Source organism: Microbacterium canaveralium (genome assembly GCF_047238045.1).
In the GTDB taxonomy this organism is placed as follows: Bacteria; Actinomycetota; Actinomycetes; order Actinomycetales; family Microbacteriaceae; genus Microbacterium.
In genome coordinates this window covers 1,958,791-1,971,926 of sequence record NZ_JBDFMA010000003.1, presented here as the reverse complement: position 1 = coordinate 1,971,926, position 13,136 = coordinate 1,958,791, and the positions used below count along the sequence as shown (strand labels likewise).

The following is a 13,136-nucleotide window of genomic DNA, read 5'->3' as shown; positions in this document are numbered from 1 at the left end:
TCAGAGGCCGACGCCTAGGATGGACGCGTGACCACGACCTCAGCGCCGAACCAGGCCACGCCCCCGAACCGTTCACGACGGATCATCTCGATCACCCTGGCGGTCATCGCCGCGCTGGTCGTGGCGTTCTTCGTCTTCGCGAACCTCTACGCCGACTGGATGTGGTTCTCGCAGCTGGGCTTCACCGAGGTGTTGACCACACAGTGGATCGCACGCACGGTGATGTTCGTGATCGGCTTCCTCGCCATGGCGGTGCCGGTGTGGGGCGTCATCCAATTGGCCTACCGACTGCGCCCCGTCTACGCCCGGCTGAGCTCGCAGCTCGATCGCTACCAGGAGGTCGTGGAACCCCTTCGACGCCTCGCGATGTGGGGCATCCCGATCTTCTTCGGCTTCTTCGCCGGCTTCGCCGCCTCGGCGCAGTGGGAGACGACGTGGCTGTGGTTCAACGGCGTCGCCACCTCGACCACCGACCCGCAGTTCGGTCTCGACACGGGCTTCTACCTGTTCGGCCTGCCGTTCTACACGACCGCGCTGGGATTCGCGTCGGCCGTGGTCCTGGTCTGCCTGCTGCTCACCGCCGTCGTGTCCTATCTCTACGGCTCGGTCCGGGTGGGCCAGCGCGAGCTGCGCATCTCCAAGGCCGCGCGCATCCAGCTCGCCGTCCTCGCCGGCCTGTACCTGCTGCTGCAGGGCGCGAGCCTCTGGCTCGATCGCTTCACGACCCTGATCAACCAGGAAGACCGCATCACCGGTCCGGGATACGTCGGGGTCAACGCTGTGATCCCCGGTCAGACGATCCTCGCGATCGCCGCCGTGATCGTCGCTGCGGCCTTCTTCGTCACGGCCTTCATCGGGCGCTGGCGCTACCCGCTGATCGCGACGGCCCTGTTGGTGGTCTCGGCCATCGTCGTCGGCGCGGCGATCCCGTGGGCGGTGACGACCTTCCAGGTGCGCCCCAACCAGCTCGCGCTCGAGAGCCAGTTCTATCAGCGCAACATCGACAGCACGAAGGCCGCGTACGGCATCGACAACGTCGAGAAAGAGAACTTCGAGGCCGCCACGACCGCCGAGGCGGGGCAGCTGCGCAACGACGCCGCATCGACCGCGCAGTTGCGCATCATGGACCCGGCGATCATCAGCCCGACCGTTCGACAGCTCGAGCAGTACCGCTCGTACTACCAGTTCGGCAGCCCTCTCGACGTCGATCGGTACCAGATCAACGGGCAGAGCCAGGATGCCGTCGTCGCGCTGCGTGAGCTGAACATCAACCAGTTGGGCGACGCCGCCACGTGGCAGAACACCGCGCTGGTGTACACGCACGGGTACGGCATGGTGGCCGCGGCGGGCAACGAGCGCACCGACGACGGCGACCCCGTCTTCCTCGAGCAGGCCATTCCGGGAACGGGCTTCCTGACCGACGAGAACTACGAGCCCCGCATCTACTTCGGTGAGCAGTCCCCTCCGTACTCGATTGTCGGTGGCCCCGAGGGCGGCGAAGACATCGAACTGGACTACCCCATCGGTGCCGACGGCGGCAGTGAGACGCGCACGACGTTCCGCGGTGACGGCGGGCCGAGCGTGGGCAATGTGTTCAACCGCCTGATCTACGCGCTGAAGTTCCAGTCCGAGCAGATCCTCTTCTCCGACTACGTGAACGAGGATTCGCAGATCCTGTACGACCGCTCGCCGAAGGAGCGCGTGCAGAAGGTGGCGCCGTACCTGACGCTCGACAGCGATCCGTATCCCACGGTCGTCGACGGGCGCATCAAGTGGGTCGTCGACGGCTACACGACGAGCGCCAACTACCCCTACTCGTCGAGCGTCTCCCTGTCGCGCGCGATCGCCGACTCCAACACCCCGTCGCCGAACTACGCGCTGGACAACATCAACTACATCCGCAACTCGGTGAAGGCGACCGTGGATGCCTACGACGGCGAGGTGACGCTCTACGCGTGGGACGACCAGGACCCGATTCTGCAGACCTGGCAGAAGGTCTACCCCTCGAGCATCCGCCCGTGGAGCGACATGTCGGCCGACCTGATGAGCCACGTGCGGTACCCGACCGACCTGATGAAGGTGCAGCGCTCGATGCTCGGCGTCTACCACGTCGACGACGCGCGGTCGTTCTTCCAGCAGGACAACCGTTGGACCACCCCGAACGACCCGCAGGACCCGACCAGCCTGCAGCCGCCGTACTACCTGACGATGAAGATGCCCAGTCAGGATGCTCCGACGTACTCGATGTTCACGAGCTTCATCCCGGCATCCCAGGGCGGGCAGGCCCGCAACGTGCTGACCGGTTACCTAGCGGTCGACTCGAACGCGGGCGATCAACAGGGGACGAAACGCTCCGACTACGGCCGATTGCGCATGCTCGTGATCGACGCCGCCACGACCGTTCCCGGACCGGGCCAGGTGCAGAACACCTTCGACTCCGATACGGCCGTCTCGTCGCAGATCAACATCCTTCAGCAGGGGCAGTCGCAGGTGCTGAACGGAAACCTGCTGACCCTCCCGGTCGGTGGCGGCCTGCTGTACGTGCAGCCGGTGTTCGTCCAGTCCTCGGGTGGCACGCAGCTCCCGCAGCTCCGTCGTGTCCTCGTCGCCTTCGGCAACAAGATCGCGTTCGAGAACACCCTGAGCGAGGCTCTCGACGCCCTGTTCGGCGGTGAGTCCGGCGCGACGACCGGCGACGAGTCCGTGACCCCGACCGACCAGACCGGTGAGGGCGACGGTTCGACGTCTCCCTCGGCGCCCGCGGAGAACGCGGGAGATTACGCGGCGGCGCTGGCTGATGCCCAGGCGGCACTCACGGCGAAGCAGGCGGCTCTGACCGCCGGCGACCTCACCGAGTTCGCCCGCCAGGATGCGCTGCTCAACGCGGCCGTGCAGCGCCTCATCCAGCTGCAGGACCAGGGCCAGGGCGGAGGCGCGGCGTCCACGCCGACGCCGGCGCCGACCCCCGCGGGCTGACCCGCCCCTCACGACAGACGCCGGTGCCCTTCGGGGCATCGGCGTCTGTCGTCCCCGGCACGGCGCGCGCCCTGTCCGGTTCGCCCTGCCCCGCCCTCGGCTGCCCCGAATGTCCAAGTCACGCCGATCCCGCCGCCCCGCGGCCGGCGTGTCCTGGACACTCGACGGACTCTGGGCGACCCGAGCCGCTCACGCGGTGAGGAACCACCACCAGATCAGCAGCAGCGTCGTGCCGAACCCCGCGATCTGGTTCAGCCACAGGAAGCGGTTCCACCCGGCGGTGGCGGTGTCCGAGGTCGCATCCGTCACGTTCCGATACGGCCAGCACACGATGAGGTACGGAATCACGAGCAACGCGGCGAGCGGCCCCGGCCATGCCGTGACCAGCATGACGACGCCGGCGAGGGCGTACGCGGCGAGAGAGAAGCGCACCGTCCAGCGCGCCCCCCGCGCGGTCGCGATCGACGAGATGTCCGCGGCGCGGTCGGCCTCGACGTCCTGGACGGCACCGAACGCGTGGGAGGCGATACCCCACAGGGCGAACGCGACGAGCACGGCGATGAGCTGCCACGTCCACTCCGCACCGGCGAGCACGAGCCCGTAGACCGCGGGGGAGAAGAAGTGGATGCTGCTGGTGACCGAGTCGGCGAAGGGCCGTTCCTTCAGCCGCAGCGGGGGAGCGGAGTAGAACACGACGAAGAAGAGGCTCAGCGCGAGCACGAGCCACGACAGCGGTGGACCGGCGATCACGAGGAACACAACGAACGGCAGGCACGACAGCGCGGATGCCCAGAGCGTGATCGGATGCATGCGCTTGGCGAGCACGGCGCCGTGCGTGCCACCCTTGCGGGGGTTGCGCAGGTCGGACTCGTAGTCGAAGACGTCGTTCACCCCGTACATCGCCAGGTTGTACGGCACGAGGAAGAACAGGATGCCGACCACGAGCACCGCATCGACCTGACGCGTCGTCAGCAGGTAGGCGGCGGCGAACGGGAAGGCGGTGTTGATCCAGCTCACCGGGCGCGAGGAGACGAACAGCTCTCGCAGTACGCGTCCGGGGGTGAGGGCGGCGGGGGTGGTCATGTGGGTTCCCTCCGAGCGGAGACGAGCGTGAAGATCGCGGGCACGAGGAAGGCCGCGCAGACGGGGTAGGCGAAGTCCTCGAGCGGGGCCAGACCGATCCGGAGGCCGCTGAGGTGTTCCGCCGGATACGAGAACAGGTCGACCGCGATCATGATGTTGTCGAAGACGGCGGTGAGCAGCACCAGCGCCAGCGCCGTCCACGCCGACGCGCGCATGCGGCGACGGAAGCCGGGGCGGCGCGCGCTGAGGAGAGTCACGACGACGGTCACGACCACGAACGGCAGGAGGATGACGGGATACGTCACGGCGCGGACTCCTCGACGTCGTCGCGGGTCCGGTGCTCGGCATCCCGCTGGCGTCGCGCCCGTTCGAACACCGTCCACAGCACGAGCGCGAGATAGCTGAGGAAGAGGAGGAAGAACAGCTCCTCCAGGGGGAGGTGCGGCGCCAGGTCGATGCCCACGAACAGCGGGCTGTCGCCCTTGACGAACACCCCGGTGAGAATGCCGACGGCATCCCACGCGAGGAAGAACGCCGTTCCCAGGCCCACCGCGAGAGCGGTGCGGCCCGGGGCGGTGCGCAGCGCGAGGCCGTATTTCAGATCGATCGCGATCATCCCGGCCAGCGAGAACAGGATCGCGCCCAGGTAGATCCCGGGCACCTCAGACCGCCGCGCGGGCCGGCTCGTTCAGGGGGCCCGCGGTGCGGTCGCCCGTCATCCGCTTGACCACGAGCTCCGCCGAGATCAGGCACATCGGAAGACCGATACCCGGCAGGACCGATGTCCCGGCGTAGTAGAGGTTCGACACCTTGCGGGAGCGGTTCTTCGGGCGGAAGATCGCGCTCTGTCCCAGCGTGTGCGCGAGGCCGAGCGAGTTGCCGTGCCACGCGTGCAGATCCGTCGCGAAGTCCTCCGGCGCGATGGTCTTGCGCACCACGATGCGCTCGGCGAACTCCGGGATGCCGGCCCACTCGCCGATCTGCGCGATCACGCGGTCGGCGGCGGCCTCGATCCGCGCATCACCCCGACCGTCGACGCCCCCCCGCCCGCTGACCGGGTCGGCGGGAACGGGCACCAGGACGAAGAGGTTCTCGTAGCCCTCCGGGGCGACGGAGTCGTCCGACGCGCTCGGACGGCACACGTAGATCGACGCCGGGTCGGGGATGCGCTTGCTCTCGCCGAAGATCGCGTCGAAGTTGGTGTGCCAGTCGTCCGTGAACAGCAGTGTGTGGTGAGTCAACTGGGGCAGCTCGCCCTTGACGCCGAGCAGGAGCAGAAGCGCACCGGGGCTGGGAACGCGGTCCTTCCACCACTTCTCGGGGTACTGGCGGTCGCCCTCTTCGAGCAGCTGCGTCTCCGTGTGATGCAGGTCGGCCCCCGACACCACGGCATCCGCCGGCACGATCCGTCCATCGGCCAGTCGAACGCCTCGGGCGATGCCGTCGTCGGTGATGATCGCCTCGACCGGAACACCGGTCTCGATCTGGACGCCCCGCTCGCGCGCGAGCCGCTCGATCGCGGCGATGATCTCGGTGAATCCGCCCCGCGGGTAGAGCACACCGTCGCCGAGGTCGAGGTGGCTCATGAGGTGGTACAGGCTCGGAACCTCGAACGGCGAGCCGCCGAGGAACACCGACGGGTACGCGAGGATCTGCTGCAGCCGCGGGTTGGAGAAGTCGCGGGTGACGCGCTTCCACAGGGTCTGCGTCAGGAGGGGGATGAGCGTCGGAAGTCGCTTGACGAGCGCGGGGTCGCGCAGCCCCTGCGTCGACGAGTACGTGTCGTAGAGGAACTTCGAGGTCGACAGTTCGTAGGCGTCCTTCGCCGAGTCGAGGTACGCCTCGACCTTATCGCCCGAGCCGGGCTCGTGCTGCTCGAAGAGCGCCCGCACGGCTTCTCGGCCGGAGACGACGTCGATCGGCTCGCCCTTTCCGGGAGGGCCGTAGACGCGGTAGGCCGGGTCGAGGCGCACGAGGTCGAGTTGCTCAGCGGCGCTGGTGCCGAGCAGGCGGAAGAAGTGGTCGAACACCTCGGGCATGAGGTACCAACTCGGGCCCGTGTCGAACCGAAACCCGTCGCTTTCCCACGATCCGGCGCGACCGCCGAGCTGGTCGCGACCCTCGAACAGGTGCACGTCGTGTCCCTGATCGGCCAGGAGCGCGGCGGTGCCGAGACCGGCGATGCCTCCTCCGACGACGACGATGCGCTGCGAGGTCATGCGTGGGCCCCTTTCGGTGGGCGTCCGAGGAATGCGCGGGCCGCGAGCGTGACCTTGACTCCGTCGGGGACACGGACCCGCGGTGCGCCCGCGGGGGCGAGGCGCAGCCGGCGGGAGAGCTCGGCGAAGAGATCGTGCGCAGCAGTGACGGCCCGACGGCAGTCCGGCGGGAGGAAAGGTACCGTCGCGGCGGCCGCGGCGAGGTCGGCATCGATGCGGTCGAGGACGGCGATGCGCCGGTCATCGCCGGCGGCGCCGTCGAGGTAATCGCGACCGAGGCGCGAGGCATCGTCGTCGAGGTCGCGGAGGAAGTTCACGTCCTGAAAGGCCGCACCGAGGCGCCGGGCCCCGTCGACGAGGTCGGCGGCGGGACGAGCCGGCGCCGACATCCCCGCGTTGAGGAAGACCTGCAGGCACATGAGCCCGACGACCTCGGCCGAGCCGTACACGTAGGCGTCGTGCGACGCATCGTCGTGTGCGGCGGTGTCGAGATCGGTCCGCATGGATGCGAAGAACGGGGCGATGAGATCGTCGCCGATGCCGCATTCTCGGGCGCTCCGGGCGAAGGCGTGGACGATGAGGTTGGCGCTGAAGCCGGAAGCGATGGCCTCCCGGACCTCGCTCTCGAGCGCGTCGAGCGCCGCGCGCTCCTGGGCCGGAGTCAGTCCGGCGTCGTGGGCCGGTCCGTCGACGATCTCGTCGGCCACGCGCACGAGAGCGTAGATGTTGCGCACGTGGGGTCGGGGTCTCGGGCCGAGCAACCGAGTCGCAAGGCCGAACGAGGTGGAGTAGCGGTTGATCACGGCGGCTGCGGCGTCATCGGCCGTGCGGGAGTACAGCTCCAGGCCGGTCGCGGTCGTGCTCACGGCACGCGTCCCTGCACGGCATCCACGAGGTCGTACAGCATCGTCTTGCAGTCGTGGGGGAGCGTGGATGCCGACACGATCGCGCGCGCTTCGTCGAGGGTGCCGCGGATGAGGTCTTCGAGTCGCGAGCGGGCACCGGATTCGCTCAGTGCGCGCTGTGCGGCGCGGATGGCGACCGGACCCGTGTGGGCGAGCGCCAGGGCCTCGCTGACCTCGGGCCAGGACTCGGTCTCGCGCGCAAGCACGATGAGGTGGGTCTTCTTCGCTTCGCGGAGGTCGCAGCCCTCGTCCTTGCCCGACTGTTCGGCGGAGCCGAACGCTCCGATGAGGTCGTCGACGAGCTGGTAGGCCAGTCCGAGCCGCTGACCGAAGCGCTCCATCGCGGCGCGCACGGGGCCGTCCGCCCCGGCGAGCACGGCCCCGGCTTCGAGAGGGGCGGAGAAGGAGTACACCGCGGTCTTGTCGTGCGTGGTGCGAAGGATGGTCTCCGCGTCGACCTCCTCGGCCGACACGGCGTTCTCGACGTCGGCGAGTTCGCCCGCTGCCGAGATCAGGACGGCCTCCTCGACGAGGCCCAGGAGGTCGCTTCGTACCCTCGTCGGCAGCTCGCTCAGGGCGACGAGGCGCCCGGCCTCGTGCAGGAGCAGGTCGCCGGCGAGGATTCCCGCCGCGTCGCCGAGCAGTGCTGCGCCGGTGGCGTCCGCGCCGCGTGTGAGGCCCCTGGTGCGGAACTCGCCGGCGACGTTGGCGACGCCGCGCCGTTCGAGATCGTGGTCGATGACGTCGTCATGCACGACGAACGCGGTGTGCAGGAGTTCGAATGCTGCCGCGACCTGGTAGAGCGCCGCGCGGTGGGTGTCGTCGCCGCGGAGCGTGTCGAACGCGGCTATCACCAGAAGGGGACGGAAGCGTTTTCCGCCCGCCGTGGCGCGGGTGATGGCGGATGCCAATGCCTCGGCGCCCTCGCCGTGCTCCCGCAGGCGCCGTGTCAGGCGCGCCATGACCGCGTCGATCTCGGCGTCGATCTCGGCGCGCGCGGTGGGGGTCGTCGAAAGCGTGATCATGATGCTGCTCGTATGGCGGGGGGTGGAGAGAACAGATGGAGCTGTTGTGCTTGGAGCACGAGCCACGGGCTGAAGGCCCACGGCGTCGCTTCGAGGGCGGCAGCGAGGTCGACGGGATCCACCCAGCGGGCCTCGGCGACCTCGGCGGGGTTCAGACGCGGTTCCTCATCGGTGTGCGCGACGTAGACGGGGCAGATCTCGTGCTCGACGATGCCGCTGGCATCCACGGCCCGATAGCGGAAGAGCGGCAGGGCGAGCTCGACGTTCCGGATCGTGAGCCCCACCTCGAACGCGGCGCGCCGGTGTACGGCCTGGAGAACAGGTTCGGCCGGGGCGGGATGGCCGCAGAACGAATTCGTCCAAACTCCGGGCCACGTCTTCTTGTCGAGTGCTCGACGTGTGACGAGCACCTGGCCGTCCGCATTCACGACGTGGCACGAAAAGGCGAGGTGGAGCGCCGTATCGGTGCCGTGGACGCTCGCCTTGGGGGCGGTTCCGATCTCGTTGCCCCAGTCGTCCAGGAGGACGACATACTCGGTCTCGCTCATCGTGCCTCCTGTTTGCTAGTTTAGCTAGCGATATCAGCCGACTATACCCAGAGCGCAATGGAGGTGTCCACCGTGTCCGTCGTCGATGCCTTCCGTGCTAACAGGCCGGGAGTAGTGCGCGCGATGGAGTCGGTTCGAGCGCTCAGCGACGCCCTCGACCGCATGAACAGCGGCATGAAGGGCGCCATGGACATGAACGCCAGCGACCTCGCCACCCTGCGGATGCTGATCATCCGCGAGCAGCGCGGTGAGATGGTCAGTCCGCACGACGTCGCGGCCCACCTGCGCATCTCCACGGCGTCCACGACGAAGCTCCTGGACCGCCTCGCGGCGGCGGGGCACCTCGAACGTCGGCCGCATCCTTCTGACGGACGCGCTCGGGTCGTGGTGCTCACGCCGAAATCGCGCGCGGAGTTCTTCCGCCACTTCGGTGCCCATCTGACCGCGATGGTCGCCGTGGCGGACAAGTTCACCGACGAGCAACTGACGACGATCGCCGAGTTCGTCGATGGACTCAGCGACGCCATCAGCGCGAACGATTGAGCGCACCGCGCGCGACGCGCATTCCGACGTCGTCGAACGCGGCGCGTGGATTCGCTCCACGGCGGGCAGAAGCGCGGACGATCGCGCGCGCATCGCTCCACCCGCCGCCGCGGAAGACGCGCGCGTCGCTCGTGTCCGGGGCGAACGGGTCCCAGCACCACTCCGAGACGTTGCCGAGCATGTCGAAGAGTCCGTGGAGGTTCGGGAGCCGTCCCCCCACCTCTGCGGGGCCGCGCAGTCCATCCTCTGCCGTCCACGCGATCTCGGTGATCGGGCCGTAAGTCGATCCCGTGGACCCCGCCCGACAGGCGTACTCCCACTCGTCCTCGGTCGGGAGTCGGTACCCGTCGGCGTCGGTGTCCCAGTCGACGCTCTCGCCGTCATACGTGTAGACGGGGTCGAGGCCCTCCCAGTCCGACAGGGCGTTGCAGAAACGCACGGCCCGCAGCCAGCTGACCTGAACGGCCGGCCGGCGCGGATTCTGCGCAGTGATCCCGAGGATCTCGGCCATCTGCTCCTCGGTGACGGGGTAGACCCCGAGGTCGAACGCCTCCACGGTGATCTCGCGACGGTCCGCTCCGCGCTGGTCCCCGCGCAGCACGGTGCCGGCCGGGACGCGGGTCATCTCGACATCGGTCATCGTGGCCAGGGCCCCTCTGCGCCCACGCCAAGGAGAGGGCGGCTGAGGGACAGAGTGGACGGCTGCGGCAGCGCGCGTCCGTGACCGACGGGGAGAGAGGGCATGGTCCCAGTGAATCGGTTGCCGCTGACCCGCGCAGCCGGGTTGACGCGAAGACGCGGCCCGTCGGGCAGCGTGCCGGTGCGCCTGTGGCGTGGGAGCGTCACACGGATACTTCGGAGGGCCCGCGTTGATGAGCGAAGGAAGAGCACGTGTCCCGGCGACGCGCCGCCTGCGGTCTGACGCGGTTCGAGGGCATCAGCGCAACAGGGATTCCTTCGTCCAGGAAAAGGAGAAGGCCCCGAATCCGGAGATTCGGGGCCTTCATTTGTTGCGGGGACAGGATTTGAACCTGCGACCTCTGGGTTATGAGCCCAGCGAGCTACCGAGCTGCTCCACCCCGCGGCACAAGAGATAAACCTAGCACGGGTTTCGGGGTGTGTCGAATCGGCGTTGATTCCGCCCCCGGGGACGCGACAAGATGCCGAGATGCTGACCCCCACCGACGACCCCCGCGATGACCTGCGCGACGGCCGACCCGAGAGCGCCGCGCAGCGCGCCGACCGCAACTGGGCGGACGTTCTGCAGGAGGTTCGCGTGCTGCAGACCGGTACGCAGATTCTCACCGGCTTTCTCCTCGCCCTGGCGTTCCAGCCCGCCTTCGCCGACCTCACTACTCCCCAACGCGTGGGATATCTCGTGCTGGTCGGCCTGTCGGCGCTCACGGCGATCCTCGCGCTCGCGCCGGTCGCTCTGCACAGGGCGGTCTTCCACCGCGGCATGAAGCCGGCCGTCGTGCGTTTCGGGCATCGCGCGCTGATCGCCGCACTCACCGCGGTGGCCGTGCTGCTGACCGGGGTCGTCGCGTTCGTCTTCGACGTGGTCGTCGGGGCCGAGGCGGCCGTGATCGCCGTGGTCGTCCTCGCCGCCGTGATCCTCGTACTGTGGATCGTGGGGCCGGCGTTCCTGCGCCGGGCCAGCGGCGAAAGTCGGACCGGCGATCGCCGGGCCGCCGGCGAGAAGGGACGCGGATGACGCACGACAGCGTGGGTGTGGCGGTGGCGCAGTTCGCCCCGACCGCGTCGAAGCAGACCAACCTGGATGCCATCGCCGACCTCGCCCGCACCGCCGCCGATCGCGGCGCTCGGGTGGTCGTGTTCCCCGAGTATTCGAGCTACTTCGTCGACCCGTTCGATACGTCGCTCGCCGAGAACGCCGAAGACCTGGACGGCCCCTTCACGGTCGGGCTCCAGTCGCTGGCGTCCGATCTCGACGTCATCCTGGTCGCGGGCCTCGTGGAGCGAGCAGACGACGGGCGGCGGGTCCGCAACGCGGTCGTGGCCGTCGGGGGAGCCGGCATCCGGGCCGTGTATCGCAAGCTGCACCTGTACGACGCCTTCGGGCAGCGGGAGTCGGACTGGGTGGCCCCCGGCGAGATCTCCCCGCCCGAGACGTTCGAGGTCGGCGACCTGCGGTTCGGCCTGATGACCTGCTATGACCTGCGCTTCCCGGAGGTATCGAGGACCCTCGCGGACGCGGACGTCGATGTGGCGCTCGTGCCGGCCGAGTGGGTGCGGGGCCCGCTCAAGGAGCACCACTGGACGACGCTCCTCACGGCCCGCGCGATCGAGAACACGTTCTTCGTCGCGGGCGCCGACCACCCGCCGCCCCTCGGTGTCGGCCACTCGGCGGTCATCGATCCGCAGGGCGTGGCGCTCGCCACGATCGGGACGGCGACCGACGTCGCCGTCGCGCACATCGACCCCGGCGCCATCGCCCGCGTCCGGCGCGTGAACCCGGCTCTCGAGTTGCGTCGCTTCCGCGTCACCCCGCGCTAGCCGCGGCGGTCATGCCCGCGACAGCGCCGAGAGCCGCTCCACGGCGTCCGTCAGCACCTCGACGCGCTTGCACGCCGCAAACCGGACGAGCGTCGAGTAGTCGGCACGGTGCTCCGGCGAGGCGAAAGCGGTGAGGGGGATGCCGACCACCCCCGCGCGCGACGGGAGTTCTCGGCAGAACGCGTCGGCGTCCGTGGCGCCGAGCGGGGCGGCATCCACCACCGTGAAGTACGACCCGCCCGGGGCGCCGACGTCGAAGCCCGCGGAACGGAGCCCCGTGCCGAGCAGGTCGGCCTTGGCCTTCATCTCCGCGGCGACCGAGGCGAAGAACGCATCGGGGAGCCGCAGGCCCGTGGCGATCGCCGGCTGGAACGGCGACCCGCCGACGTAGGTGAGAAACTGCTTCACCGCCAGGACCGCCGACACCAGCTCAGCGGGACCGGTCACCCAGCCCGTCTTCCATCCGGTGAGCGAGAAGGTCTTACCCGCCGAGGAGATCGACACTGTGCGCTCAGCGGCGCCGGGGAGCGTCGCGATCGGCACGTGCGGCCCGTCGAAGACGAGGTGCTCGTACACCTCGTCGGTGACGATGATCGCGTCGTGTCGGTGTGCGAGCCGGATGACCTCGTCGAGCACCTCCCGCGTGAACACCGAGCCGGTCGGGTTGTGCGGGTCGTTGACGAGGATCAGGCGGGTCCGGTCGGAGACCGCGGATGCCAGCACCTCGAGGTCGGGCTGGAAGTCGGGCCACCGCAGGGGGACGGGCACCAGCCGGGCGCCCGCGAGGGCGACGCACGCGGCGTACGAGTCGTAGTACGGCTCGAACACCACGACCTCGTCGTCGGGGCCGTCGATGAGGGCGAGCAGGGTCGCGGCCAGCGCTTCGGTCGCGCCCACCGTTACGAGCACCTCGCGCGCGGGATCGAGCTCGATCCCGTAGAACCGGGACTGATGCTCGGCGATGGCCTGCAGAAGGTCGGGGAAGCCGCGGCCCGGCGCGTACTGGTTCACGCCGTCGGAGATCGCCCGTCGGGCGGCTTCGAGAACGGCCTCGGGTCCGTCTTCGTCGGGGAAACCCTGCCCGAGGTTGAGGGCGCCGGTCGAGGCGGCGAGCGCGGTCATCTCCGCGAAGATCGTGGGCACCGCCGTTCCATCGGCGGCGATGAGCCCTGCACCGAGGGCGGTACGGCGCCAGGCGCCGGGGAGGTCGTGCATGAGAGGCCTTCGGGGGAGAGGGGTGCGATGCACCGAGCCGAAACCCTCTCACCGTAACGGAGCGGCGTCGGCCGGCGGTCGCGGATGACGTGCATTCCGTTCCTC

13 protein-coding genes and 1 tRNA gene are annotated in these 13,136 nt (G+C 69.2%); 4 read left to right on the top strand and 10 right to left on the bottom strand.

The window, feature by feature from the left end:
* Positions 1-27 precede the first annotated feature (27 nt).
* Positions 28-2,976 (top strand): UPF0182 family membrane protein, encoded by a 2,949-nt coding sequence (locus ABC271_RS10450; protein ID WP_412924806.1) that lies wholly within the window; start codon positions 28-30, stop codon positions 2,974-2,976.
* A 189-nt stretch (positions 2,977-3,165) separates the two neighbouring features.
* Here the strand turns inward: ABC271_RS10450 and ABC271_RS10445 are convergent, their stop codons facing one another.
* The 7 genes from ABC271_RS10445 to idi are packed head-to-tail and all read right to left on the bottom strand — an operon-like array spanning position 3,166 to position 8,756.
* Positions 3,166-4,059: a prenyltransferase gene (locus tag ABC271_RS10445; protein ID WP_412924805.1), complete on the bottom strand. Its 894-nt coding sequence runs from the start codon at positions 4,057-4,059 to the stop codon at positions 3,166-3,168.
* Positions 4,056-4,364: a lycopene cyclase domain-containing protein gene (locus ABC271_RS10440; RefSeq protein ID WP_412924804.1), complete on the bottom strand. Its 309-nt coding sequence runs from the start codon at positions 4,362-4,364 to the stop codon at positions 4,056-4,058. The genes ABC271_RS10445 and ABC271_RS10440 overlap by 4 nt, the downstream gene beginning before the upstream one ends.
* Positions 4,361-4,720: a lycopene cyclase domain-containing protein gene (locus ABC271_RS10435; RefSeq protein WP_412924803.1), complete on the bottom strand. Its 360-nt coding sequence runs from the start codon at positions 4,718-4,720 to the stop codon at positions 4,361-4,363. Before ABC271_RS10435 ends, ABC271_RS10440 begins: the two co-directional genes overlap by 4 nt.
* A 1-nt stretch (position 4,721) precedes the next feature.
* Positions 4,722-6,278, bottom strand: coding sequence for a phytoene desaturase family protein (crtI, locus tag ABC271_RS10430; RefSeq protein WP_412924802.1), 1,557 nt, complete (start codon positions 6,276-6,278; stop codon positions 4,722-4,724).
* Positions 6,275-7,144 (bottom strand): phytoene/squalene synthase family protein, encoded by an 870-nt coding sequence (locus ABC271_RS10425; protein ID WP_412924801.1) that lies wholly within the window; start codon positions 7,142-7,144, stop codon positions 6,275-6,277. Before ABC271_RS10425 ends, crtI begins: the two co-directional genes overlap by 4 nt.
* On the bottom strand, positions 7,141-8,208 hold the full coding sequence (locus ABC271_RS10420) for a polyprenyl synthetase family protein (RefSeq protein WP_412924800.1): 1,068 nt from the start codon (positions 8,206-8,208) through the stop codon (positions 7,141-7,143). The genes ABC271_RS10425 and ABC271_RS10420 overlap by 4 nt, the downstream gene beginning before the upstream one ends.
* A complete protein-coding gene (gene idi, locus ABC271_RS10415; RefSeq protein WP_412924799.1) occupies positions 8,205-8,756 on the bottom strand; it encodes an isopentenyl-diphosphate Delta-isomerase in 552 nt (183 codons plus the stop codon). The genes ABC271_RS10420 and idi overlap by 4 nt, the downstream gene beginning before the upstream one ends.
* Before the next feature lie 57 nt (positions 8,757-8,813).
* On the opposite strand from idi, the gene ABC271_RS10410 reads away from it, so the two are divergent.
* A complete protein-coding gene (locus ABC271_RS10410; RefSeq protein WP_412924798.1) occupies positions 8,814-9,299 on the top strand; it encodes a MarR family winged helix-turn-helix transcriptional regulator in 486 nt (161 codons plus the stop codon).
* Here ABC271_RS10410 and ABC271_RS10405 read toward each other — a convergent pair.
* Together ABC271_RS10405 and ABC271_RS10400 are read right to left on the bottom strand one after the other, a co-directional pair.
* A complete protein-coding gene (locus tag ABC271_RS10405) occupies positions 9,283-9,939 on the bottom strand; it encodes a formylglycine-generating enzyme family protein (protein ID WP_412924797.1) in 657 nt (218 codons plus the stop codon). The two genes, ABC271_RS10410 and ABC271_RS10405, sit on opposite strands and share 17 nt — an antisense overlap.
* Positions 9,940-10,309: 370 nt before the next feature.
* A tRNA-Met gene (locus ABC271_RS10400) sits at positions 10,310-10,383 on the bottom strand.
* 84 nt (positions 10,384-10,467) lie between these two features.
* On the opposite strand from ABC271_RS10400, the gene ABC271_RS10395 reads away from it, so the two are divergent.
* Positions 10,468-11,013: a DUF6328 family protein gene (locus tag ABC271_RS10395; protein WP_412924796.1), complete on the top strand. Its 546-nt coding sequence runs from the start codon at positions 10,468-10,470 to the stop codon at positions 11,011-11,013.
* Positions 11,010-11,816: a carbon-nitrogen hydrolase family protein gene (locus ABC271_RS10390; protein WP_412924795.1), complete on the top strand. Its 807-nt coding sequence runs from the start codon at positions 11,010-11,012 to the stop codon at positions 11,814-11,816. The genes ABC271_RS10395 and ABC271_RS10390 overlap by 4 nt, the downstream gene beginning before the upstream one ends.
* 9 nt (positions 11,817-11,825) lie before the next feature.
* Here the strand turns inward: ABC271_RS10390 and ABC271_RS10385 are convergent, their stop codons facing one another.
* The gene (locus ABC271_RS10385; RefSeq protein ID WP_412924794.1) at positions 11,826-13,031 is read right to left on the bottom strand and encodes an aminotransferase class I/II-fold pyridoxal phosphate-dependent enzyme; all 1,206 of its coding nucleotides are present in this window, start codon (positions 13,029-13,031) and stop codon (positions 11,826-11,828) included.
* Positions 13,032-13,136: the final 105 nt, after the last annotated feature.

What these genes read in the sequence shown, in the direction of transcription:
- ABC271_RS10445 (WP_412924805.1), bottom strand. Translation starts at nt 4,059, where the DNA reads ATGACCACCCCCGCCGCCCTCACCCCCGGACGCGTACTGCGAGAGCTG.
- crtI (WP_412924802.1), bottom strand. Translation starts at nt 6,278, where the DNA reads ATGACCTCGCAGCGCATCGTCGTCGTCGGAGGAGGCATCGCCGGTCTC.
- ABC271_RS10420 (WP_412924800.1), bottom strand. Translation starts at nt 8,208, where the DNA reads ATGATCACGCTTTCGACGACCCCCACCGCGCGCGCCGAGATCGACGCC.
- idi (WP_412924799.1), bottom strand. Translation starts at nt 8,756, where the DNA reads ATGAGCGAGACCGAGTATGTCGTCCTCCTGGACGACTGGGGCAACGAG.
- ABC271_RS10410 (WP_412924798.1), top strand. Translation starts at nt 8,814, where the DNA reads ATGGAGGTGTCCACCGTGTCCGTCGTCGATGCCTTCCGTGCTAACAGG.
- ABC271_RS10405 (WP_412924797.1), bottom strand. Translation starts at nt 9,939, where the DNA reads ATGACCGATGTCGAGATGACCCGCGTCCCGGCCGGCACCGTGCTGCGC.
- ABC271_RS10395 (WP_412924796.1), top strand. Translation starts at nt 10,468, where the DNA reads ATGCTGACCCCCACCGACGACCCCCGCGATGACCTGCGCGACGGCCGA.
- ABC271_RS10390 (WP_412924795.1), top strand. Translation starts at nt 11,010, where the DNA reads ATGACGCACGACAGCGTGGGTGTGGCGGTGGCGCAGTTCGCCCCGACC.
- ABC271_RS10385 (WP_412924794.1), bottom strand. Translation starts at nt 13,031, where the DNA reads ATGCACGACCTCCCCGGCGCCTGGCGCCGTACCGCCCTCGGTGCAGGG.